Annotated in this window: 20 protein-coding genes and 1 riboswitch; of the genes, 9 read left to right on the forward strand and 11 right to left on the reverse strand. The window is 60.7% G+C overall.

Annotation, left to right across the window (positions count from 1 at the left end; genetic code table 11):
* Positions 1–33: 33 nt before the first annotated feature.
* The 5 genes from cobD to PH552_RS27220 all read right to left on the reverse strand — a co-directional run bounded on the left by cobD (position 34) and on the right by PH552_RS27220 (position 5,008).
* Positions 34–1,053: a threonine-phosphate decarboxylase CobD gene (gene cobD, locus PH552_RS27200; RefSeq protein ID WP_285166417.1), complete on the reverse strand. Its 1,020-nt coding sequence runs from the start codon at positions 1,051–1,053 to the stop codon at positions 34–36.
* Positions 1,050–2,357 (reverse strand): cobyrinic acid a,c-diamide synthase CobB, encoded by a 1,308-nt coding sequence (locus PH552_RS27205; RefSeq protein WP_285166418.1) that lies wholly within the window; start codon positions 2,355–2,357, stop codon positions 1,050–1,052. The genes cobD and PH552_RS27205 overlap by 4 nt, the downstream gene beginning before the upstream one ends.
* Complete coding sequence (gene cobA / locus PH552_RS27210; protein ID WP_112343982.1) at positions 2,354–3,202, reverse strand: uroporphyrinogen-III C-methyltransferase; 849 nt, start codon at positions 3,200–3,202, stop codon at positions 2,354–2,356. The genes PH552_RS27205 and cobA overlap by 4 nt, the downstream gene beginning before the upstream one ends.
* A gap of 288 nt (positions 3,203–3,490) precedes the next feature.
* Positions 3,491–4,450 carry a nucleoside hydrolase gene (locus tag PH552_RS27215; protein ID WP_112343981.1) on the reverse strand — a complete coding sequence of 320 codons (960 nt, stop codon included), beginning with the start codon at positions 4,448–4,450 and terminating at the stop codon, positions 3,491–3,493.
* A 153-nt stretch (positions 4,451–4,603) separates the two neighbouring features.
* Entirely contained in the window at positions 4,604–5,008 is a 405-nt protein-coding gene (locus PH552_RS27220) for a cobalamin biosynthesis protein (protein ID WP_112343980.1), read from the reverse strand.
* Between the two features lie 148 nt (positions 5,009–5,156).
* Between PH552_RS27220 and PH552_RS27225 the strand changes: the two genes are divergently transcribed.
* From PH552_RS27225 to PH552_RS27235, 3 genes are all read left to right on the forward strand, one after another.
* Positions 5,157–5,942 (forward strand): TSUP family transporter, encoded by a 786-nt coding sequence (locus PH552_RS27225; RefSeq protein WP_112343979.1) that lies wholly within the window; start codon positions 5,157–5,159, stop codon positions 5,940–5,942.
* A 101-nt stretch (positions 5,943–6,043) separates the two neighbouring features.
* Positions 6,044–6,409 (forward strand): nuclear transport factor 2 family protein, encoded by a 366-nt coding sequence (locus PH552_RS27230; protein WP_112343978.1) that lies wholly within the window; start codon positions 6,044–6,046, stop codon positions 6,407–6,409.
* Complete coding sequence (locus PH552_RS27235) at positions 6,406–7,209, forward strand: helix-turn-helix domain-containing protein (RefSeq protein WP_285166419.1); 804 nt, start codon at positions 6,406–6,408, stop codon at positions 7,207–7,209. The genes PH552_RS27230 and PH552_RS27235 overlap by 4 nt, the downstream gene beginning before the upstream one ends.
* Before the next feature lie 15 nt (positions 7,210–7,224).
* On the opposite strand, the gene cobO is transcribed toward PH552_RS27235, so the two are convergent.
* The 5 genes from cobO to cobU form a co-directional block, all read right to left on the reverse strand.
* Positions 7,225–7,869: a cob(I)yrinic acid a,c-diamide adenosyltransferase gene (cobO, locus tag PH552_RS27240; RefSeq protein WP_112343976.1), complete on the reverse strand. Its 645-nt coding sequence runs from the start codon at positions 7,867–7,869 to the stop codon at positions 7,225–7,227.
* The gene (locus tag PH552_RS27245) at positions 7,866–8,465 is read right to left on the reverse strand and encodes a dimethylsulfonioproprionate lyase family protein (protein ID WP_112343975.1); all 600 of its coding nucleotides are present in this window, start codon (positions 8,463–8,465) and stop codon (positions 7,866–7,868) included. Before PH552_RS27245 ends, cobO begins: the two co-directional genes overlap by 4 nt.
* Entirely contained in the window at positions 8,462–12,442 is a 3,981-nt protein-coding gene (gene cobN, locus PH552_RS27250; protein WP_113249281.1) for a cobaltochelatase subunit CobN, read from the reverse strand. The genes PH552_RS27245 and cobN overlap by 4 nt, the downstream gene beginning before the upstream one ends.
* Before the next feature lie 236 nt (positions 12,443–12,678).
* On the reverse strand, positions 12,679–13,728 hold the full coding sequence (gene cobW / locus PH552_RS27255; protein WP_112344066.1) for a cobalamin biosynthesis protein CobW: 1,050 nt from the start codon (positions 13,726–13,728) through the stop codon (positions 12,679–12,681).
* 5 nt (positions 13,729–13,733) lie between these two features.
* Positions 13,734–14,258, reverse strand: coding sequence for a bifunctional adenosylcobinamide kinase/adenosylcobinamide-phosphate guanylyltransferase (gene cobU / locus PH552_RS27260; protein ID WP_112343973.1), 525 nt, complete (start codon positions 14,256–14,258; stop codon positions 13,734–13,736).
* A gap of 141 nt (positions 14,259–14,399) precedes the next feature.
* Positions 14,400–14,798: riboswitch (cobalamin riboswitch) on the reverse strand.
* Between the two features lie 179 nt (positions 14,799–14,977).
* On the opposite strand from cobU, the gene PH552_RS27265 reads away from it, so the two are divergent.
* Positions 14,978–16,774 carry a chloride channel protein gene (locus tag PH552_RS27265; RefSeq protein ID WP_112343972.1) on the forward strand — a complete coding sequence of 599 codons (1,797 nt, stop codon included), beginning with the start codon at positions 14,978–14,980 and terminating at the stop codon, positions 16,772–16,774.
* Positions 16,775–16,795: 21 nt separating this feature from the next.
* On the opposite strand, the gene PH552_RS27270 is transcribed toward PH552_RS27265, so the two are convergent.
* On the reverse strand, positions 16,796–18,250 hold the full coding sequence (locus PH552_RS27270; protein ID WP_112343971.1) for a cobyric acid synthase: 1,455 nt from the start codon (positions 18,248–18,250) through the stop codon (positions 16,796–16,798).
* Between the two features lie 235 nt (positions 18,251–18,485).
* Here PH552_RS27270 and PH552_RS27275 point away from each other — a divergent pair, with 235 nt between their 5' ends.
* The 5 genes from PH552_RS27275 (at position 18,486) to bmt (ending at position 23,799) form a co-directional block, all read left to right on the forward strand.
* On the forward strand, positions 18,486–18,629 hold the full coding sequence (locus PH552_RS27275) for a hypothetical protein (RefSeq protein WP_169645061.1): 144 nt from the start codon (positions 18,486–18,488) through the stop codon (positions 18,627–18,629).
* A 796-nt stretch (positions 18,630–19,425) separates the two neighbouring features.
* Positions 19,426–20,424 carry an ABC transporter substrate-binding protein gene (locus PH552_RS27280; protein WP_112343970.1) on the forward strand — a complete coding sequence of 333 codons (999 nt, stop codon included), beginning with the start codon at positions 19,426–19,428 and terminating at the stop codon, positions 20,422–20,424.
* Positions 20,425–20,671: 247 nt separating this feature from the next.
* A complete protein-coding gene (locus PH552_RS27285; protein ID WP_112343969.1) occupies positions 20,672–21,583 on the forward strand; it encodes an ABC transporter permease in 912 nt (303 codons plus the stop codon).
* A complete protein-coding gene (locus PH552_RS27290) occupies positions 21,576–22,628 on the forward strand; it encodes a quaternary amine ABC transporter ATP-binding protein (protein WP_112343968.1) in 1,053 nt (350 codons plus the stop codon). The genes PH552_RS27285 and PH552_RS27290 overlap by 8 nt, the downstream gene beginning before the upstream one ends.
* Before the next feature lie 157 nt (positions 22,629–22,785).
* The gene (gene bmt, locus PH552_RS27295) at positions 22,786–23,799 is read left to right on the forward strand and encodes a betaine--homocysteine S-methyltransferase (protein WP_285166420.1); all 1,014 of its coding nucleotides are present in this window, start codon (positions 22,786–22,788) and stop codon (positions 23,797–23,799) included.
* Positions 23,800–24,118 lie beyond the last annotated feature (319 nt).

Consider the following 24,118-nt stretch of genomic DNA (forward strand, 5'->3'; position numbering starts at 1 on the left):
ATCATGCTCTACTTCTTTGTTTCTAGAGCGGATTCAGATTTTAGGTCGAACAGACCTAAAATCATCCGACTCTAGCACCCCGGCGAGTCTTTGATCAGCCTCCTCGTCCGGGGTCAGTCCGAAGCGCAGCCAATTGCGGGCGTAATCGAACTTGCGGACCAGGATACGATGGCGGCAAAGATGCGTATATAGGCCCTCGGCGCGGTCGTCTGCAACCAGTGCAAACAGGGGGGTGCCGCCGGCGATCTCAAGCGCCGATCGACGAAGAACTCCTTCCAGCGCCGAATACCGTTGAAGAATGCGGTTTCGGATGGCGCCTGTATCGCCTTCCATGAGCGACGCGGCGATCGAAAGAGCCGGCCCGGAAACCGCCCAGGGACCGAGCCAATCCTCGAAACGGGTTAGGATCGCGGCCTCGGCAATCACGAACCCGAGACGAAGGCCGGCCAGGCCGAAAAACTTTCCGAACGAACGGAAGATGATGAGATTCGGCATCGAGGCGGCAAAAGGCGCCACGCTCGCTGCCGGCTCCATATCGCCGAAGGCCTCATCGACAAGAAGGCTCCCCCCTTGGCTCCGTAGCCTGTCGTGCAAATCCCGCAACTGCTCGATGGGCAGTCTCCGCCCATCGGGATTGTTGGGATTGACGGCAACGACCAGCCTGTCGTCGGCGGTGAGTTCGGCAATCGTCGAAACCTGGCGGACCCGCAGCCCCGCCAGCGTAAAGGCTCTCGCATATTCGCCATAGGTCGGCGAGAGGATCGCGACGCTGCCACCGGGAACCAGCCTCGGAAGCAATTGAATGACGGACTGCGTGCCGGGAACCGGCAAGGGCAGAATATCGCCGCTGCGGTAATAGTTCCTCGCCGCTTCCCGCGCCCGCTCGTGCAAATGCTGGTCAGGCAACCTGTGCCATGCCGCGACAGGGATTTCCGGCAGCGTCACCGGATTGGGATTGATGCCGGTGGAGAGATCCAGCCATTCCTCCGGACGACCGCCATATTGGCGTGCCGCAGCCGTGATGCCGCCTCCATGGACGATCCTGTTGGTCATACGGCGTCACCGGCGAGATCGATCAAATGCATGTAGGAGCCGGCAACGTTGCCACGCTGCAAGCCGGCGGCACCGAGATCGTTATTGAGCGCATCCCTCACTGCAAACAGACGGTCCGCCTCACCTTCCGAGACGATGGTCGAATAATGAAACTCATGGGCCGTCATCGGCTTGTCGAAAAAAGAGCCGGCAAGCGGCACCACGCGCCGATAGCCTAAATGACGCTGCCGCTTCTCATAACTGGTGACCACGGGCAAGAGGCTCAGCATTTCGTGGCGCGCACCTGCCGCATCTACAAGCCCCTCGCCGAGCACCATATAGCCGCCGCACTCGCCATAGATGCGCACCCCGCGGGAAGCCGCCGTCTTCACGCCATCCCGGAAATGCTGAGCGGCAGCAAGCTTAGGGGCGTGCAATTCCGGATAGCCGCCCGGCAGATAGATGGCATCGGCATCGGCCGAGGGGGCTTCGTCCGCGAGCGGAGAAAAGAAGGATATTTCCGCGCCACGCTGCTTCCAACCGAGCAGCATATGCTCATAGCAGAAGGCGAAAGCGATATCCCGCGCGACCGCAATGCGCTGGCCGAACGGCATAAGCCGCGCAATATTGGCCGCTGAGGTGCGAACGAGATGCTGGTGCGCCGCCCTCAACAGCAGATCGAAATCGCAGGCTTTCGAGACGACCTCGGCAGCCGCCTCGATAAACTGCTCCAGTGCACCGTGCTCTCCCGCCTGCACAAGACCGAGATGCCTCTCCGGCAATGCCAGGACGGCATCACTGCGGATAACCGCGACAACAGGCATATGCACCGCATTCAACGCCTGGCGCAGCATTCTCTCATGCCTGTCGCTGGCGACGCGATTGAGCACGACACCGGCAATGCGGATATCGGCACGGAAATTGGCAAAACCGGTAACGATGGCGGCAACCGATTGCGACATGCGCGAGCAGTCGACGACGAGCACGACGGACAAGCCAAGCAAGGCGGCAAGATCCGCCGGCGTGCCCGTACCGTCAGCAGCACCGTCGAACAGGCCCATCATCCCCTCGGTGACGAGCATCCTTCCGCCGGCGCGATGAAGTGCCGCGTTAGCGGAAATGAGTTCGGCGCGCATGGCCCAGGGATCGAAATTGAGGCAGGCCGATCCGACCGCTGCCGCATGAAAGGCGGGGTCGATGTAATCCGGTCCGGCTTTGCCGGATGCGACCGCGACACCCCTGTTTCGCAGTGCTCTCAGCAGACCGAGTGTAAATGTGGTCTTACCGGAGCCTGATGAAGGTGCCGCGATCAGAAGCCCGCTCATGCCGACACCTTGCGTCCGCTTTCGCCGGGCCTTTCAGCGGCCGGCACCAGCGTGCGGCCGGATAGGGCGCCAAGCCAATCGAGCGATGACCGCAATTTCACCACCTCGCCGACGACGACGATAGCCGGCGGCTCGAGACCGGAAGCTTCGACATCAACAGGCGCTCGCCCGAGCGTCGTCTCCAGGACTTGTTGAGAGGATGTCGCCGCATTGCAGACGAAGGCAACGGGTTCGTCCGCCGAACGGCCGGCGGCAATGAGATTGGCGCTGATCTGGGCGATGTGCTTCATCGCCATATACATGACGATGACGGGCGATCCCCTGCCGATGGCCTCCCAATTGATGGCGTCTGGCACAACACCGGACGAATCATGGCCGGTGAGGAAGGTGACGGCGTGATTGACGTCGCGATGGGTGACGGGAATGCCGGCATAGGCCAAACCGCCGATCCCAGCCGTAATGCCGGGCACGATGCGGAAGGGAATTCCGTGCTCGACGAGTGTCAACGCCTCCTCACCGCCGCGCCCGAAAACGAAAGGATCGCCGCCCTTCAGGCGCAGCACGCGCTTGCCTGCCCGCGCTAGCTCCACCAGCCGCAGAGAAATATCCCGCTGCTTGGCAGAAGGCTTGCCGCCGCGCTTGCCGGCATATTCCAGCACCACACCCGATCGGGCGAGCTTGAGGCAATCCTCGTTCACCAGGGCGTCATGCACGATGATATCCGCCTCAGCCAGCCCTTTGGCCGCCAGCAGGGTCAGGAGCCCCGGATCGCCCGGCCCGGCGCCGACGAGCCAGACGGAGCCCGGCTCCAAGGCCGGCAGAGTGGAAAAAGCGGTATCGTTCATCCCATGTGTCCTATGCCCGGATGGGCGAAATTGCAATGTTGAGAACGGGATAAGACAGCCTCGGTTCGACATCGTTCCCATTGCCGACATTACGCCATAGGACTGCCCAGCGTGAGCGATAGCACGCTATGAGCTTTTCCAACGGCGACAGGAAATGAAAAACCTATTGATTGATCGTATGACATTCCGGACTTGGTATGTCCGGAAACTTAAATAGGCCCACAATAAGCTGAGGAAATGGCTCTTCAGCGAGATGTGAAGGGGGCACGCGCCCCCTTCAGAGAGAATTTAATGTCTGATCTTGCCCAGGATCACGTCGCGGATCAGATCGACGACCTGCTGTGAGCGAATGCCGGTGCAGACGATCTGGCTCGGCAGATTGTCCCAATCGCCCGGCGGGAAATGACGGCCGTTCGGCTTGACGATCGTCTGACCATCGGCAATGCCGCCGCAGACGACGCGGACCGAACCTTCGATCGTGTCGAACAGCTCCGGCGCGACGACATAGACGCAGGCGCAGCTGTCGTGCACCATCATGCCGTCTTCGACGGCGTGCTTGTAGAAATCGATATAGGATTGCGATAGATCCGACAGCAGCTGCACCGAAGGTCCGCCGTCCCTCGCCATATCGGCCAGATAGCCGCGGCTCATGGTCGTCACCGCCGTCACGTCGAGGCCCACCACGACCACTTTCCAGGCCGCCGTCATGACGAAATCGGCGGCTTCCGGATCACCGTGAATATTGGCTTCCGCAACCGGAGAGACATTGCCCGGCACATAGAAATTGCCGCCCATGATGACCACACCCTTCACGAGCTTGGCGATATCCGGATCGTGCTTCAGCGCCAGAGCCAAATTGGTCATGCGGCCGACGGCGACCAGGGTCACCTCGCCCGGATTGGCGCGAACGGTGTCGATGATGAACTGGTAAGCCGGCCGCGGATCGGCCGGCAGGTCGATCGTATCGGGCACATCGATGTCGCCGAGGCCGTTATGGCCGTGAACCATTATCGGCCACGGCCGCTCGTGCCGCGAAGGATCGAAAGTGACGCTGGCGCCGCGCGCAACCGGACACGCAATATTCCACTCGCGCTTCAGGAACAGCGCATTGCGGGTCGTCGTATCCACTGAGGCGTTGCCGAACACCGTCGTCACGCCAAGAAGGTCGATATCCGGGTGACGATGCAGGAAGAGAAGCGCCATGGCGTCGTCAACGCCCGGATCGGTATCATAAATGACCTTATGCATGATTTTTCCTTACCAACATGCTGAATAAGCTTGATCTTTCGGAATTTTCGTCATCGCGGATCGCGCTTGAACTACCGGCATACACGAGAACCGCAGACGGCGAAATGCCCCACCGATATCGCACGGACCATTTAAGTCTGACAGCGTTAGCCCTCAGGCAATTCTAGCGATCGCCGCCGTCGCAAAACTGGATTTGATCTTCGGGAGCACAAGCTCCGAATCCGGCCCGGCCGCCGCAAGCGCCGCAGCTTCCGCGACGCCATGACAACCGGTATGGGCGAAAACGAGTTCGGACGGGTTCTTCAGCCTGGGTGTCTCCCGCTCCAATGCGGCCGCCTTGAAGAAGCGGACTGGCAGACGGAAATGCGTGGCGGTCTCGAGGATCGCCTGCTCATTCATGCGCGTATCGATCGACACGACGGCCAGAACCTGCTGGCTCCCGATCCCAACCTCCTGAAAAGCTCTTTCCGCAAGCATCCGCACGTCGTTCCAGTCGGTGCCGCGCTCGCAGCCAAGACCCAGAAGATAGCGGCGGGTGGAATTGGCATAGGTCGTCATGTTCACTCCCAACAGCATCAACCGATATCACAGCTGTAACGAGCGCCTTTCGACGCGTCAATTTCGCCTGGTGTGTCTCGATAGCAATTGCCTTGCGACAAGCGAAGTGCCAGAAGGCCGCTGATTTCCCGCCTCCGAGTTCCCCGCCTTGCCAGACATTACAGTTCAACTCCTGCTTTTGCTTTTTGCCGCCGCGTTCTTCGCCGGTTTCGTCGATTCGATCGCCGGCGGCGGTGGGCTGATTACCGTGCCTGCCATGCTGCTGGCCGGCATTCCGCCGCTGCAGACCCTTGGCACGAACAAGGTGCAGTCGATCTGCGGCGCGGCTTCGGCAACGATCGCCTATGCCCGGCAAGGACATGTCGAGCTTCGCGAGCAGCTTCCGATGGCGGCGATGGCTGTGATCGGAGGCATGCTCGGTGCATTGCTGGCGACCATCATGCCGAGCCAGGTTCTGCGCATCATCCTGCCCTTCCTGCTGATCGCAATTGCGCTCTATTTCGCCCTGAAACCCAACCTCGGCGATGTCGAAAAGCATCGGCGCATGAGCGCCAGACTCTTCGGCGTAACGTTCGTGCCGCTGATCGGCTTTTATGACGGCGCCTTCGGCCCCGGAACCGGTTCGTTCCTGATGCTCGCCTTCGTCACACTCGCCGGCTTCGGCCTGCTGAAGGCGACGGCGCATACGAAGCTGCTCAATTTCGGCTCGAATCTTGGTGGCCTGATCGTCTTCATCTCCTCCGGCGCCATCCTTTGGAAGGTCGGTCTGACGATGGGGCTCGGCCAATTCCTCGGCGCGCAGCTCGGCTCGCGGCTTGCCATGCGCATCGGTGCGAAACTGATCAAGCCGCTGCTCGTCATCGTCTGCATAGCCTTTGCGATCAAGCTGCTGGCGGATCCCACCCATCCCGTCAGGATCTGGCTTGGGCTGTAAGAAACGCGCCTTTGATTACCTCCGACGTAATTGATAGTGCTTCGGTACGCGCCGATGATCGCCCTGCCTGAACGGTTCAGGCGATCCAAAGGAGTTGACCGATGACTGACGCGAACACCATTGCAGACCGCTATATCGCCATCTGGAACGAGGCCGACGCCGAACGTCGCCGCGCGCTCATTGCCGAGGCATGGACGGAAGACTGCAGCTATGTCGACCCGATGATGCACGCGGACAATCGTGAAGAAATCCACGCGCTGGTCACGGCGGCGCACGAGCGCTTCCCCGGCTTCCGCTTCACACTCATCACGAACGGCGATCGCCACGGCGACAATCTTCGCTTCTCCTGGGGCTTCGGTCCGGCCGATGCCGAACCGCTGATCAAGGGCACGGATTTCGCCATCCTCGAAGGCGAGCGACTGAAATCCGTTCACGGCTTTATCGACCAGCTGCCGGTTGCCGCATGATGAACCCGGCCCGCTCTCTCGGCGACCATCTGCGCGAATGGCGGCAGCGCCGCCGCCTGAGCCAGCTCGAATTCGCCCTTGAAGCTGATATATCGCAGCGACATCTGAGCTTCATCGAGAGCGGGCGGGCGCTTCCAAGCCGCGAGATGCTGATGCATCTCGCCGAACGGCTCGGCGTACCATTGCGCGAACGCAATCCGATGCTCCTCGCTGCCGGATTTGCCCCGGTCTTTCCGGAGCGCAAACTGAATGATCCGGCGCTTGCTCCGGCACGCCGCGCCATCGACATGCTCCTGAAGGGGCACGAACCCTTCCCGGCTCTGGCCGTCGACCGGCATTGGACGCTGATCGCTGCCAATGCCGCCGTCGCACCGCTGCTTGCCAGCGTGACCGATACCTCGCTGACCGAAGGACCGATCAATGTCCTGCGTCTAAGCCTGCATCCGCATGGCCTGGCGCCTCGGATCGCCAACCTCTCCGAATGGCGTGCGCATCTATTGGAACGCCTTCACCAGCAGATATCGGCAACCGGCGATCCCGTTCTGACAAAACTGCTTGAGGAATTGTTGGCCTACCCCGCACCTGCGGCACCGAAATCGGTGGCTCCGGAACGGGATTTTGCCGGCATCGCCGTGCCCCTCGAACTTGTCACCGAGGCAGGCCAGCTCTCCTTCATCTCGACCACGACCGTCTTCGGAACGCCCGTCGACGTCACGCTTTCGGAACTCGCAATCGAATCGTTCTTTCCCGCGAACTCGCAGACGGCAGAAGCTCTGAAGGCGATGCTGCTGGGCGATTGAACGCCTGGGAAACGATCAGAACTCGACGCCAGGCTGCCCCTTGATACCCGAGCGGAAGGGATGCTTGATCAATTCCATCTCGGTGACGAGATCGGCGATCTCGATCAATTCTTCCTTGGCGTTGCGCCCGGTCAGAACCACATGGGTCATGTAGGGCTTCTCATTCTTGAGGAACTCAAGCACTTCGTTGATATCGAGGTAGTCGTAGCGTAGCGCGATATTGATCTCGTCCAGCAGCACCATGGAGTTGCGCTCGTCCCGGATCAGCTCCTTGGCCTTTTCCCAGGCGGCAGAGGCCGCGGCCACGTCGCGGGCGCGGTCCTGTGTTTCCCAGGTGAAGCCCTCACCCATCGTATGGAACTGGCAAAGATCGGAAAAATGCTTCTCGATGAGGTCGCGCTCGCCGGTCCACATGGCACCCTTGATGAACTGCACCACCGCACTCGGCTTTCCATGAGCGATGTGGCGGAAGATCATCCCGAAAGCGGAGGAGGATTTTCCCTTGCCCTTGCCTGTATGGACGATGATCAGTCCCTTCTCGTCGGTCTTGGTCGCCATAATCTTGTCGCGCGCGGCCTTCTTCTTGGCCATCTTGTCGGCGTGACGGGCATCGTCGTTCTTCGGCGCGCCCGCACCGGTTTCGGCCAATTCGTCGCTCATTGCATTCTCCCTGATATGATCGTTTTCTGTGCCAGCGGCCCGCCGCGCCAAAGGTAGAGCGCGACAAGCGGCTGGTCTTCCGTGCGCATGGCGTGGCGGATGTTGGAGGGATGATGGATGATCTCGCCCGACCAGCGCGGCAGGAATGGCTGCGCGTCCTTGCTCCAGAGCGAACCGTCTGTCAGCGGAATATAGATCTCTTCCGCTTCGTGATGATGATCCGGGTAATGCACACCGGGACCGAGCAGCAGGAAACCGCCGGCCATCTCTTCGCTTGCGAAATGTCCGCGCGTGCCGAACAACTCGACCCAGCCATATCTCTGCAGGAAATCCGCACCGAAATCTGTGATGCTGTAGGTCTGGGCCCAATGCAGCATAGCCGCCGCATTCGAAAGCTTCTCGAAAAGAGCGCCTTCCGCCCCATCGACCGGTCGCTCTAACTCGCGGAGATAGGTAACGACCGGCAGATCGCGCGGTGCTAGCACCCGCTCTTCAGCCGGCCAGTCAAAACCTTGGATAAAATGCTGAAGCATCAGGTCGCTACGCGACAGCAGGTAATCTCGAAAAGCAACCAGAAGCTCGGCGACCGGACTCATTCCGCCGCCTCATTGCCCTTATCCAGGCTTTCGAGATCGAACCGCGCCGAATTGCTTCTCGGCGTCCAGAGCTTGCGATCGATTGCCTCCAGCAGACGTTCCCGCATCTCCCTCAGCGCCGCCGGGTTCTTCTCCGCCATGAAATCGCGCACATGCTGATCGACGACAAAAGCCTGGTAGACGGCCTCGAAGTGATGATTGCCGACAACGCCCGTCGTCGCGGCAAAGGCAAAAAGATAGTCCACCGTTGCAGCGATCTCGAAGGCGCCCTTGTAGCCGTGACGCATGATGCCCTCGATCCACTTGGGATTGACGACCCGCCCGCGCACGACCCGGCCAATCTCCTCTTCAAGCGAGCGGATCACCGGCTTTTCCGGCCTCGAATGGTCGTTGTGATAGATCGAAGGACGCGCGCCGCCAAGCTGCTCGGCCGCCGCCGCCATGCCGCCCTCGAACTGATAATAATCGTCGCTGTCGAGCAGATCGTGTTCGCGATTGTCCTGGTTCTGCACGACCGCCTGGATCGAACGCAACCGCTCTTCGAAGACGCCACGCTCGGCCCTTCCTTCCTCGCCGGCGCCATAGGCATAGCTTCCCCATACGAGATAAGCTTCGGCCAAATCCGCACGCCGCTCCCATCCCTTCTCGTCGATAAGCGCCTGCAGACCGGCGCCATAAGCCCCAGGCTTGGAACCGAAGACGCGATAACCAGCCCTGCGGCTGGCAGAGGCAGCGTCGAGGCCGGCAGCTTCGAGCCGCGCGATCTCGCCGCGCATACGCGCCGCAATCGGATTGTCCGCCGCATCTTCATCGAGCATGCCGACCGCGCGGATGGCCTTGTCGAACAAGGCGATCTGTTCGGGAAAGGCATCACGGAAGAAGCCGGAGATGCGCAGCGTGACATCGACACGCGGCCGCCGGAGCATGGCCGGCGGAATGATCTCATAGCCGGTGACGCGCCGCGAGGTCATGTCCCAGACGGGCTTGACGCCGATCAGCGCCAGCGCCTGCGCGATATCGTCGCCACCCGTGCGCATGTTCGATGTGCCCCATGCCGTCAGGCCGAAGGAAACGGGCCATTCGCCATGGTCCTGAACGTAACGGCGGATCAGCAATTCAGCCGATTTCCTGCCAAGCTCATAGGCGGCCGGCGTCGGAACCGCACGACTATCGACCGAATAGAAATTCCGCCCTGTCGGCAGAACATCCGGCCGCCCGCGTGTCGGCGCACCGGATGGGCCGGGAGGTACGAAACGGCCATCGAGCCCCTTGAGCAGGGCCGAAATTTCGGCATCGCCGCAAGCGAGGATGGAGGGCTGGAGTTTTGAGGCAATCTCGCCGAGAACCATGCGGGTGTTTGGCCAACTTTCAGGGCAGGCTGTTTCGCCATCCACGAGCTTCGCGGCCAGGAGTTCGATGCGCTCGACAGTGTCGCCCTGAGTGCGCCAGGGGGTATCGGAAGCATCCTGCAGGATGAAGGGGCGCGGGCCGGTCCATTCGGCGGCCACGTCGCAGTCAAGCGGATCAAATGGCTTATGTGGAGAGATACCCCCCTCTGTCCCTTTCGGGACATCTCCCCCACAAGGGGGGAGATTGTTCGCTCGCGGCACCTCCTCCGTCCGAAGCGAGATCGAAGCCGCTGATACTGTTGATGGAGAGGCAAAGGAACCAAGCGGCATACTCCCTCCAATCTCTCCCCTTGTGGGGGAGATGTCAGCAAAGCTGACAGAGGGGGGTATCGCACGCTCCACACCCTCAAAAGCATCCCACGCAATCGCCCGCTGCAAACTCTGATCGCCACCCTCGCCCACTCCGCGCGGCACCCTTGCCAGCGCCACCGTCAAATCCGTCAGCAGCCGTCCGGACGGCGAAACGCCGAAGATGTGCAGGCCGTCGCGGATCTGCATTTCCTTGAGGTCGCAGAGATAGGCGTCAAGCTTGCGCAAGGCCTCGTCTTCGCCCTCGCCCTTGGCAATACCCGCATCCTGATCCAGCCCGATATCGGCGACGAGATCGAGGATCTGCTTGCGGAGCAGACGGATGCGGCGGGGATCGCCGCCCGAAGCCTCGTAATATTCGTCGACGAGCGCCTCAAGGTCCTTCAGCGGGCCATAGCTTTCGGCGCGCGTCAGCGGCGGCGTCAGATGATCGATGATGACGGCGCTCGTGCGGCGCTTGGCCTGCGTACCCTCGCCGGGATCGTTGACGATGAAGGGATAAAGGTTCGGCAGCGGCCCGAGGATCGCTTCCGGGTAGCAGCTTTCCGACAGCGCCAGCGCCTTGCCCGGCAGCCATTCGAGATTGCCGTGCTTGCCCATGTGGATGACCGCATGCGCATCGAAGGAACGGCGAAGGAAGGCATAGAAGGCGAGATAGCCGTGCGGCGGCACGAGATCGGGAGAGTGGTAACTCTCCTTGGGATCGATGTTGTAGCCGCGCGCCGGCTGAATGCCGACAAGCACGTCCCCGAAGCGGGCGAACGGTAGCGCAAAGCCGCCATCGAACGCGTAAGGATCCACCGCCGGATCGCCCCAGCGCGCCGTGATTTCATCCTGAATCTGTTTGGGAAGCGACGAGAAGAAATCCTTGTAGTCGCTAAAGGAAAGCCTCTCGCGAACGACGCGCCCATCATGCCCCGAATTCGTCGGACCTTCCGCCAGATGCCGCATCAGTGCATCGCCGTCGGCAGGCAGATCGGCAACGCCGTAGCCTGCCGCCTGCATCGCCTTCAGCACCTCGATCGTACCGGCCGGAGTATCGAGCCCGACGCCATTACCCAAGCGCCCATCGCGATTGGGATAGTTCGCCATAATAAGCGCGACGCGGCGATCTTTAGGCAGCGTATTGCGCAGCCGCGCCCAATTGGCCGCGAGCCGCGCCGTGTAGCGCATGCGATCCGCAAGCGGCTCGCTGGCGACGATATTGGCTTCGACCCGCTCGTCGTAATGAGCCGCAGCCTTGAAGGACACAGCGCGCGCAAGAACACGGCCATCGACCTCGGGCAAAGCCACGTTCATGCCGAGATCGCGGGCCGAAAGCCCCTGCGAAGATGCCTCCCACGCCTCCTTCGATGAAGCCGAGAAGATAGCCTGCAGAACGACAGCGTCGTTGGTTTCCAGCACCGTCGCCTGACGATCCGCACCCGGCGCCGAAACGGCAAAGCCTGTCGCGTTGATGACCACTGCCGGCTTCAGCTCGGTAAAGACACTTTCGAGAATGCCGACGGACACGGCGTCCTTCAGGCTATAGGCAAAGACCGGCAACGGCCGCATGCCCTCGGCAATGAGCGCCTCTATCATGGCCTCGACGGGCTTGGTTTCACCGCTCTGGACGAGGGCGCGGTAGAAAGAAATAGCGACGGTCGGAGGTTCGAGTCCCTCCGGGACGACCACCCCCAAATTGAAAACCCTCCGCCACTCCTCCACGCCGATCACGCCCCGGCCCGGCCACCATATGCCGCCCTTCATCAACGGTACGGCAGGGATCGGCTTCTCGGCACCCGAGAGCATAGCTTCGGCATAGCCAAGAAACGCCCGCGAATTCGTCTCCCCGCCCTCGATCAGATAGGACCAGAGCGCGTTGAGATCATCGAGCGCGACGTTGGAAAATGGCGTCAGTCCCGGATCCGGCTTCGAATCCCCCGGCAGCACCGCAATCAAGGCGCCCTGGCGCGCCGCGCAGGCATGCAGCGCTTCCAGAGCATAATGGAAGTAGCTCGCCCCTCCCAGCGCCCGCACGATGATGAGCTTCGCGTGCCGCGCTGTCCTGTCGATATAGGTATCGACGGACATCGGATGCTTGAGGCTCATCAGGCTCGCAAGCCGAAGGGAACGGTCGCCCTCGCCATGCGCTGCGGCAATCGCCGCAAGCTCGGTATCGGCAGCCGACAGAAAAAGGATATCGCCGGGCGACTGCCCGAGATCGATCGCCTCCTCACCGTCGCTGATCGTTCCCTTCTGTGCCAGGAGGAGATGCATTAGATCTTAGAGTATGCGGCGGCATACCCCCCCCTGTCCCTCCGGGACATCTCCCCCACAAAGGGGGAAATTGTTTGGTGCCATGCCTCACCCCATCGACCATTCGAAGCCACTAAAACCTCGGTAGTCAGCCGTTTCGCAAAAACGTAGTCGTGAGTTCCCAATCTCCCCCCTTGTGGGGGAGATGTCCCGCAAGGGACAGAGGGGGGTATCGCACAGCAAAATCGGGACATCGATCAGACCAGCGCTTCAATCGCTTTGCGAACGATCGTCTCGTCCATCTCGTGCAGGCCGATCACCACGAGCCGGGTCGCGCGCGCTTCACCCGGCGTCCAGGCGCGATCGAAATAGGTGTCGATGCGACTGCCGACGGCCTGAAGCTGCAGGCGCATAGGCTTGCCGGGGACATCGACGAAGCCCTTGAGGCGCAGCACATCATGCTCCGCAATCACGCGCTTCAGCGCATCGACGAAGGCGGCCGGATCGGCAATCGGGCCGAGTTCGACGACGAAGCTGTCGAATTCGTCGTGGTCATGCGGCGTGCCGTCCTCATGCTCCAGTTCATGATGGGATTTGCGGTTGACGATATCGTCTTCCGTGCCAATGCCGAGGCCGAGCAGGACGGCAGCGGGCACGTCACCATTCTTCGCCTCGATGATTATCGGCTTGCGGGCGGTGCGCGAGGCGACCTCGGCGCGCACACGGCCGAGTCCGTCGACGTCGATCAGATCGGTCTTGTTGAGCACGATCAGATCGGCACAGGTCAGCTGATCTTCGAACAGTTCCTCGATCGGGCTTTCGTGGTCCAGCGAGTCGTCCTCGACGCGGGCAGCCTCGACAGCGTCGTGATCGTCGGCGAAGCGGCCGGCGGCAACGGCGGCGCTGTCAACGACAGTGATGACGCCGTCGACCGTGACATGGGTGCGAATGTCGGGCCAGTTGAAGGCGGCGACCAGCGGCTGCGGCAGCGCGAGGCCCGATGTTTCGATGACGATGTGATCCGGGCGCGCATCGCGCTCCAGCAGTTTCGTCATGGTGGGAATGAAATCATCGGCGACAGTGCAGCAGATGCAGCCGTTGGTGAGCTCGATGATGTCGTCTTCCGTGCAGTTCTCCGCGCCGCACCCCTTCAGAACGTCGCCATCGACGCCGAGATCGCCGAATTCGTTGATGATCAGCGCGATCTTCTTGCCGCCGGCATTCTGCAGGAGGTTGCGGATCATCGTCGTCTTGCCGGCTCCCAGGAAGCCGGTGATGACGGTGGCGGGAATCTTTTCCTGATTCATATGGATCAACCCTTCATTTTCAGCGGCAGGCCCGCTGCGATAAAATAAACTTCGGCACTCGCCGCCGCGACCATCTGGTGCAGACGGCCGGCATGGTCGCGAAATTCGCGCGCCATGCGATTTTCCGGCACGATTCCCAGGCCTACCTCATTGGAGACGAGAACGAGCCTTGATCGCGCAGTTGGCAGAAATGCAGTGAGAGCGGCAAATTCCGCCGCCATGTCACGCTCGGCCATCATCAGATTGGTTACCCAGAGCGTCAGGCAGTCGATAAGCACCGCCCGCCTCTCCGCGTCGATAGCCGCGAGCTGCCCGACGAGATCGATCGGCTCCTCATGCGTCTGCCATAGATCGCCGCGGTCGGCCCGATGCTTGGCGATGCGTTCGCGCATCTCGTCGTCCCACGCCTGCCCTGTCGCCACATAGTGACGTTCGAGACCGGTATCCGACACCAGAGATTCGGCAAACCTGGATTTGCCGGAACGCGCACCACCGAGGACGAAGATCGCTTGGGAAATCGAAGCCGACATGCGTTATGCCCACCCCCGTGCGGAAGCGAGGGTCGGCAGCACGTCGCTGGAACCGGGAAACGGGCGTCTACACGCCGAAAACTCGTCTTGCGCCATGACAACCTCCGTGCTGGCAGCGGAACTCGCGTCCCAAAACAGGCTCTGCGCCCGGCACGCATGGCAGGTCTCCTGGCTCGCGGATGAGGCGCCGCGACGGGGGCTGACCGAAGCCGGTCGCCCCCGATCGTGCGCCAGCGGATCTTTCTCGCCTTCCCGGCAATGCATCATGAAAAGGCGGACGATTCGTAGAATAAGAGGCGTCCAGCCCCGGTTGATCATGATGCCACACTAGTGGCTTTTTCGATTTGCGCCTGCCCCGCCCCGTTCGCCCCATGCGAACCATCGACGGAATCGGCTTCAAACCGAACGAAAGACCCTGACCGCTCTACAGTCGCGGGGTCGGCTGTGATGAGAACGCCCGGGTTGGGTCCGTCCCTTCACATTCCCTTTTCATCCCATGCGGCAGATCGCCGCCCGGGAACCATTCGTTATACGGGCAATGATTAGGCTTTCACCGACTTCAAGTCAATCAAGGGCATGGATGCGATGCCAAACGTCCCGATTGCGAAATTGACCTGACATTCCCGCAAAATCAGCGGCTTTTTTGCCGCATTTCTTTGATGTTAGAAGTCTATAGAGGGTAAGCCCTCACATTCGAAAAAACATATCGTTCGTTCCCAATGCTGCAGAAATTCCAACCGCGCCGCCTCGGCGTCTTCTCCGCCCTGTTCGATCTCGGTCGGTTCAGGGCATTGCTGCGCCGTGGCGAACTGGGACTTGTTTTCGCCGGCGCGCTGGTGGGAATAGCCTCCGGCTGTGCCGTAACGGCGATGAGCTTCATCTCCCGCAAACTTCACAGCCTCATCTACGGCATAACCGACTATGAGCGCCTGAGTTCGGCGGCGGTGGCGATTCCCGACAAATCGGTGTTGCTGATCGCGCCGATCGCGGGAGGCATTATCCTCGGTATCCTGCTCTATATATTATCGCGCACACGCAAGAAGCCGATGGTCGACCCGATCGAAGCCAATGCGCTGCACGGCGGTCGCATGTCGCTCACCGACAGTATCCTCGTCGCCGTGCAGAACCTGATCTCGAATGGATTCGGTGCCTCCGTTGGCCTCGAGGCAGGCTATACCCAGCTTGCCGCCGGCATCGCCTCGAAATTCGGCTACAAGATGCAGATGCGCCGCGCGGACCTGCGCATGCTCGTCGGCTGCGGCGCCGCCGGCGCGATTGCCGCCGCCTTCAATGCGCCGCTCACGGGCGCCTTCTACGCCTTCGAGCTGATCATCGGCACCTATTCGATCCTAACGCTGACGCCTGTCGTCGTCTCGGCATTGATATCGACGATGATCGCAAGGCTGCTGGCCGGTGACGACTTTGCCATCGATATCGGCCATATCGGATCGATCGCCCCCGCCGATTATCTGCCGGCAGTTCTGCTCGGCGCCTTCTGCGCCGGCGTCGGCGTCCTGATCATGCAGGGCGTCGCCTGGACCGAGGAGCTCGCACGCAAGAGTTCGATCGCGCCGCCCTTCCGCCCGGCGCTCGGCGGCCTTGTCGTCGGGAGCCTGGCGCTGATCTCCCCGCAGGTTTTGTCAGCGGGACACGGCGCCCTGCATCTCAACCTGTCGACGGACGTGACGTTCGGGGCCCTGGTGGGGCTGTTCCTCCTCAAATCGCTGGCCTCTGCTGTCTCGATCGGCTCAGGCTTCAGAGGTGGTCTATTCTTCGCATCTCTGTTCATGGGTGCGCTTCTCGGCAAAATCTTCGCCTATTGCGCCCCCTATTTCGATCACAATGCGCTGACGCCAGCCGTCTATGCCGTGGTCGGCATGAGTTCGCTGGCCGTCGCGATCATCGGCGGGCCGCTGACGATGACGTTTCTGGCGCTGGAAATTTCCGGCGACTTCCCGATTACCGCCCTCGTGCTGGCCGCCGTCATCACATCCTCGCTCGTGGTCCGCACCACCTTCGGCTATTCCTTCGCCACCTGGCGCTTCCATCTGCGCGGCGAAAGCATACGCAGCGCCCATGACGTCGGCTGGATCCGCAATCTCACGGTTGCCCGCATGATGCGCCCCGACGTGCATACAGCCAGCATTGACATGAGCATCGAGGAATTCCGCAAGAATTTCCCGATCGGCTCGGCCCAGCGCGTCATCCTGGTCGACAAGAACGACAAATATGCAGGAATGGTCCTCGTGCCCGACGTCTATGCGAGCCCGGTCGAAAAGGATGACGAGGAACACGGGCTTTCCGATTTCATCCAGCTGCGCAATGAATTCCTGCAGCCGCAGATGAACGCCAAGCAAGCGGCCGCCATGTTCGAGCAGACCAAGAGTGAAGCGCTCGTCGTCGTCAACGATCTGATCGAACGCAAGGTAATCGGCCTGCTGACAGAAAGCTATACGCTGCGCCGCTACAGCGAGGAGCTCGACCGCCGCCGCCGGGAAGTCTCGGGCGAACTCTGAAGCAGATCACCGACCTGAGTTTTATCGAACCAGGCTGTCGAGCCAGGCAGGGTCGAGCACGCTCTCCAATTCCCCGGCAACGTCGTCCAGCGCCGCATCGACGCTTGCTCGATAATCCGTGCGCTCACCGGCAAGGCCAAAGCTCGCGAGCAGCTTTGCTCGATAGGCATCGCTGCTAAAGAGCCCATGTAGATAGGTGCCCATGATGCGCCCGTCCGGCGATATGGCTCCATCGGGCCGGCCGTCAATGACAGTCGAGGGTCGTTCACAGTCCGCCCCACGCGTTACCCCGAGATGGATTTCATAGCCCGACAACGGCACGTCATATTCCCTGGAGACGGCCTTGCTGTTGCGCACCGTCTTTTCCGGCGCCATTTCCGTCTCGATATCCAGCAGGCCCAATCCAGGCGTCTCGGTAACCGATCCCTCGATGCCGAGCGGATCGTAAACGGTATGGCCGAGCATCTGATAGCCGCCGCAAATGCCGATGACGCGGCCGCCGCGACGCACATGTGCGGCAATGTCGCGGTCCCATCCCTGCTCGCGCAGATCGAGCAAGTCACCGATCGTGGACTTTGAACCCGGCAGAACCACAAGCCCCGCATCGGTAGGCAGATGCTCACCCGCCCGGACAAAGACGAGATCGACATCGGGCTCGGCCCGCAACGGATCGAGATCGTCGAAATTGGCAATGCGCGACAGCACGGGCACGGCGACCTTCAACGCGCCGGAGGAGCCGCGCGCCAGCCGCTCCAATACGACGGAATCCTCGGCCGGCAGGCGCGCGGCCGCTTTGAGCCATGGCACGACGCCATGGCATTGCCAGCCCGTGAAGCCGCCGATCGCCTCGATGCCCTCTCCGAACAGGGAGACGTCGCCGCGAAACTTATTGATGATGTAGCCGCGGATCATCCGGCGATCTTCTTCCGGCAGAATATGGTAGGTGCCGACCAGCGATGCGATCACGCCGCCGCGGTCGATGTCCCCTACGAGTACGACAGGAACGTTTGTCCGCGTCGCAAAGCCCATATTGGCGATATCGCCCCGTCGCAGATTGATCTCGGCGGGAGAACCGGCCCCCTCGACGATGACGAGATCGGTTCCGGCACGCATCGCGGCAAAACTTTCAAGCACCGCGCCAAGCAGCTGCGGCTTCAGCGCCTGATAATCCCGCCCCTTGGCATTCCCCCAGACCTTGCCCTGCACGATAATCTGGCTGCCCGTCTCCGATTGCGGCTTTAACAGCACCGGATTCATGTGAACGGATGACGGCACGCGCGCCGCCAGCGATTGCAGCCATTGAGCCCGGCCTATCTCGCCGCCATCCTCGGCAACGGCGGCATTGTTGGACATATTCTGCGGCTTGAACGGACGGACCCTCACGCCCCTGTTGGCGAACAGCCGGCACAACCCCGCGACCAATACCGTTTTTCCGACATCGGAGCCGGTTCCCTGCAGCATGATCGCCTTTGTCATTCCCCACCACCTCGATATGCTGCAGCCACTGGAAACGCGGAGTTTCGCCTTGATTTTGCCACTATGCTCAACGGCTGGAAGCAGCAGTCCAGATACAAAAATGCATCACTTCGAAATATGCTCTGTTTGCGACATTGGATGACGATTTCATCCGTTGTGAGTTACGCTGGAGAGGATTATCTCCGTCGCGAAAACAAACAACGAAATGGGCCGCCCCGGCTCGGAGGATACCCCAATGCTCTTCATCTTCAACAGACAGAATTCCATCCAGATCGCGTGGAATGGCAAGCTTCCAACCCACCGCCCGGAGAACCGCCTGCAGCAGCTCGACACCCGCTTCGGGACCGTCGGCTTCATCCGCACCTATAACGTCGGCTGATCTCCGGTCAAGCCACGGGCCTGCGCACATCAAGCCGCCATGCGACCGCATCGGCGGCTTTAATTTTGACTTGAAACGTGAGATCGCATCGCCAGGTGCCCCGAAACGGTACGGCTGAAACGCGAAAACCGCGCGATCCGGAGATCAACGCGGCTTGCCAAAAAACGCCGGCTTCCCTGCACATACACCGCAAGGTTCGCTTTCTCCGGGACGCGATACCTGATCCGAAGAAGCAGCGGTGTGTCCCCCGCCACGTCTCGATTGATAACCCGACATCGTTACCGTAGGGTTATTAAGTGCTTAAATTAGAGTGAATCTGAAATTTTTTCGAAAATTCTCTTCTTTGCATTGAGAAATCGCAAAGGCCGCAAATTGAACATAAAACGTCTTTCAGGGACGCGATATTTGAGCCCCATTTAACTCCGCACCCAAGGAAGCGCTTCATCGAAGCCTCACATTGCCTGTTTTGCAGCCATGAATAGCAGAAAACAGGCTAATTCAGATGCTTATATCAGCTTCTCCAAGAGACGCGATAACTCCGAATGGCCGGCAGGCTGTTGATTTATTCATTCAAATCCTTAGGCTGCCTTCTGTCGATGCAAGAAACATCCGGCCGCGACAAAGTTCCGCGGTCGCAAAAAGACCAGATGCACGACGGCAGCAAGGGGACCGTGCTCGCATCGTCAGCGGTGTAGGAACGGTTGCGGTAGGACCACGCTGACAGGGGATCGACAGAAATCGAAAGCGTTTGGGGTCGATTTCCGCCACGCAACGAAAAATTGGGAGACAATACCAAATGAAGAAGCTACTCGCTTCCGCCATCCTGGCATTCGGCGCCTATGCTTTGGCTGGCTCGGCGCAGGCTGCAGAATGCGGCAATGTATCGATCGCCGAAATGAACTGGGCATCCGCCGGCGTCGCAGCCCAGGTCGACAAGATCATTCTGCAAAACGGCTACGGCTGCAACGTGACGCTGGTGACCGGCGATACGCAGCCGACATTCACCTCAATGAACGAAAAGGGTGAGCCGGACGTCGCTCCGGAACTCTGGGTCAACGCCGTGCGCACTGCACTCGACAAGGCCGTATCCGAAGGCAGCCTGATCGAAGCAGCACCGCTCCTGAGCGATGGCGGTGTCGAAGGCTGGTGGATTCCGAAATTCGTCGCCGACGCCCACCCCGATATCAAGACCGTCCAGGACGCGCTGAAGCATCCGGAGCTCTTCCCTGCGCCGGAAGATGCTTCCAAGGCTGCGATCTACAATTGCCCGTCGGGCTGGAACTGCCAGATCTCCACAGCCAATCTCTACAAGGCGCTCGGTGCCGAAAAGCTCGGCTTCACGCTGGTCGATACCGGCTCCGCCGCGGGCCTCGACGGTTCGATCGCCAACGCTTTCGAAAAGAAGACCGGCTGGCTCGGCTACTATTGGGCTCCAACGGCCATCCTCGGCAAGTACGAGATGGTTCGCCTGAGCTTCAATGTGCCACACGACAAGAAGGAATGGGATGCCTGCACGTCGCAGCAGGATTGCGCCAACCCGAAGGTGAACTCCTATCCGGTTTCGGACGTCTATACCGTCGTAACCAAGTCCTTTGCCGAGAAGGCGGGCGTCGCCATGGATTACATGAAGACCCGCAAGTGGGATAACGGCACCGTCGGCAAGGTTCTCGCCTGGATGACCGACAATCAGGGTACCAACGAGGATGGCGCCAAGTACTTCCTCAAGACCTATCCGGACATGTGGACCAAGTGGGTCGCCCCGGAAGTCGCCACCAAGGTGAAGGCTTCGCTCTAATCGTGTCGTGGAATCGGCGGCTGGCCAGCGCCTGCCGCCGATTTCGTATTCGCCGGAATCGACAGCGGCGGCTCTCATTGCTGACGGGATGACACGCCGCAAGGTCGCAACGAGTGCAGATCAGAGAAGGCAAATACTGTAAGAATTGAAGGGCAGCCTGAAGAACCGGTCGCAGCGCTGCAATGCCATCTGCGCGTGAAAGCCACACGCCGGACCAGGACAGAACCGGACCAAGAAGGGGAAATACATGGCTATCCAGTGTACGATCCTGCCGAGTGTGCTCTGCAACTTTCCGGCAATAGATGAATCGCTCATACGTCTTGCGCGCAAGAATATCGATGACGGGTTTCGCGCATCCGTGCGCGCCTACGGCAACATCATCGATGCCGTCGTGCAGCCTCTGCAGTGGTTTCTGAATTATCTGGAATGGGCTTTTACCAATACGCCCTGGTTCATCGTGCTCGTCGTCATGATGCTCGTCGTCTATGCCGCAAGCCGTAACCTGAAGATCGTTTTAGGCACGGCGATCTCGATGATCCTCATCGGCGTCTTCGGCCTTTGGACCGACACGATGGTAACGCTTGCCATGGTGACGGTCTGTACGCTCATCGCCATCGTCATCGGCCTGCCGATCGGCATTCTGATGGCGCGCTCCGACCGGCTGCAGTCGATCGTCAATCCGACCCTCGACGTGATGCAGACCATGCCGAGCTTCGTTTATCTGATCCCCGTCGTCGTCATCTTCGGCATCGGCAAAGTCCCGGGTCTTATCGCCGTTGTCATCTATGCCGTCCCGCCGATGATCCGCCTGACCAATCTCGGCATCCGGCTCGTGGACAAGGAAGTTCTGGAAGCCGCCGACGCCTTCGGGTCGTCGCATCGCCAGAAACTGTTCAACGTGCAGATCCCACTGGCGCTGCCAACCATCATGGCAGGCATCAACCAGACCATCATGATGTCGCTCGCCATGGTCGTCGTCGCCTCCATGGTTGGGGTCGGGGGGCTTGGCAAGAACACGCTGCAGGCGATCAACAATCAGTTCTTCACTGTCGGGTTCCTCAACGGTTTCGCCCTGGTTGCCATCGCCATCATTTTCGACCGCACGAGCCAGGCCTATGGCAGACGGCTCCAGAAGCACTCGGAGGTCATTCATGGCTAGTCACGCGATACAGATAAAAAGCCTCTACAAGATCTTCGGCCCGCGCGGACGCGACTATGTCGACCAGGTCAAGAACGGCTTGGGCAAGGCAGAGCTCAACGAGACGCATGGCCATGTGCTCGGCCTGCAGGATATCAGCATCGACATGCCGGCCGGTGCCATCACCGTCGTCATGGGCCTTTCCGGCTCGGGCAAGTCGACGCTGATCCGTCATATCAACCGGCTGATCGAGCCGACCGTCGGCGAAGTGCTCTATGACGGCGTCGACGTCTGCAAGATGAACGAAAATGACCTGCGCGAATTCCGCCGCCACAAGACGGCGATGGTGTTCCAGAAATTCGCGCTGCTGCCACATCGCACGGTGATCGAGAACACGATCTACGGCCTGGATATCCAAGGTGTGCCGCGTTCTGAAAGCGAGAAGAAGGGCCAATACTGGATCGAGCGCGTCGGCCTCAAGGGCTTCGAGAGGCACTATCCGAACCAGCTTTCCGGCGGCATGCAGCAGCGTGTCGGGCTTGCCAGGGCATTGACGAACGATGCCGATATCCTGCTGATGGACGAAGCCTATTCGGCCCTCGATCCGTTGATCCGCGTGGATATGCAAACTGTTCTGCTCGATCTTCAGAAGGAATTGAAGAAAACCGTCGTCTTCATCACCCATGATCTCGACGAGGCGCTGCGCCTTGGCGACAAGATCGCGATCCTGCGCGACGGCAAGGTCGTGCAGCAGGGAACCGGTCAGCAAATCGTGCTGCAGCCGGCGGACGACTACATTACCGCCTTCGTCAAGGAAGTGAACCGCGGTCGCGTCATACAGGCCCAGACGATCATGAAGCCGCTTGGGGGCGAGTCCGTCACCACACGCGTGCCCGGCGATATGACCCTGGAACTCGCCGCCAAACAGATAACCGAAGCCGGCCAGACCGGAGCGCTCGTCACCGACGCCGGCGGAAAACCTGTCGGCATCATAGATCTGCAAAGCATCATCGCCGCCATGGTCACGCCCAAGACCCATGAGGCGGCCGAGATGGCGGCGGCCTGAACCAAAGCGCTGCAACGAAAGCGCCCTTCATGGGGCGCTTTTTTCTTGTCTGGTCGGCACATCGAGACAAGCGGACCATCTAGTCATTGTGTTCACATAAAGAAATGTTTATATCTGCATTTGATATCCAGATATTCGACGCATCCGAGGACAAACCATGACCGTCGCCATCAATCCCTTGACCGATCTTCTTGCTGAAAAGGGCGTGCTGCTTGCCGACGGCGCCACGGGCACCAATCTTTTTGCCATGGGCCTCGAGGCCGGCGAAGCCCCCGAACTCTGGAACGAACAGCATCCGGAGCGCATCACGAAGCTGCATCAGGATTTCGTCGATGCGGGCGCCGACATCATCCTGACCAACACCTTCGGCGGCACCCGCCATCGTCTCAAGCTGCACCATGCGCAGGATCGCGTCCACAGCCTCAACAAGACGGCGGCCGAGATCGCTCGTGCGGTTGCCGACAAGGCCGGCCGCAAGGTCATCGTCGGCGGTTCGGTGGGACCGACAGGAGAGCTGCTGATGCCGCTCGGCGCGTTGACCTATGAAGACGCCGTCGCGGCCTTCGTCGAGCAGATCGAAGGCCTCCAAGCCGGAGGCGCCGATGTCGCATGGATCGAAACCATGTCCTCGCCGGAAGAGATCCGCGCCGCAGCCGAAGCTGCCGCCAAGGTCGGCCTGCCCTATACCTATACCGGCTCGTTCGACACGGCCGGCAAGACCATGATGGGTCTGCATCCGAAGGATATTCACGCCGTCGCCGCCGACATCGGCGAAGGCCCGCTCGCCGTCGGCGCCAATTGCGGCGTCGGCGCCTCGGATATCCTGTCAAGCCTTCTCGACATGACGGAAGCGGATGCCTCCGCGATCGTCATCGTCAAGGGCAATTGCGGTATTCCGGAATATCGCGGCGCCGAGATCCATTATTCCGGCACGCCGCCGCTGATGGCCGACTATGCACGCCTTGCCCGCGATGCCGGCGCCAGGATCATCGGCGGCTGCTGCGGCACCTCCTGCGGGCATCTCGCCGCCATGCGGCAAGCGCTGGACAGCTACGTACCCGGCCCTCGCCCGACGTTGGAAACGATCATCGAAAAGATCGGCCCCTTGCGCAACAAGACCGCCAGCGAAAGCGGCGCGGCCCCGGCTCGCGAACGCCGCCGGCGCGTTTAAAGAGCACATCGTTGCGCTGGGCTTTCAAGCCTGGCGCAAGCAACCTGTCGGGTAAGTGTCACCGGCCGAACGGATCAAGGCCGAAAAACCGCTTGTGCGGAGTGACACAAAGCGGGTTGCTTCCCATGACCTTCCTTGCTCGCAGTACTGTTGACGTTCATGCCTCCGCCGACGGCAGAATCTCTGTTCGCCCCGTCGCGGGCGCGAGCTCGGCTGCTCTCGGGGCATCGGTACCGCCCATAGGCTATCTCTCATCCAGTCAGCCTCGCCGTTCGCGTTTCGCTTTCGCCGCAAGCAAGTCGGATCGGAAATGCCGATG

Origin of the sequence: Rhizobium aureum, from assembly GCF_030182495.1 — a bacterium.
GTDB lineage: Bacteria > Pseudomonadota > Alphaproteobacteria > Rhizobiales > Rhizobiaceae > Rhizobium > Rhizobium tropici_C.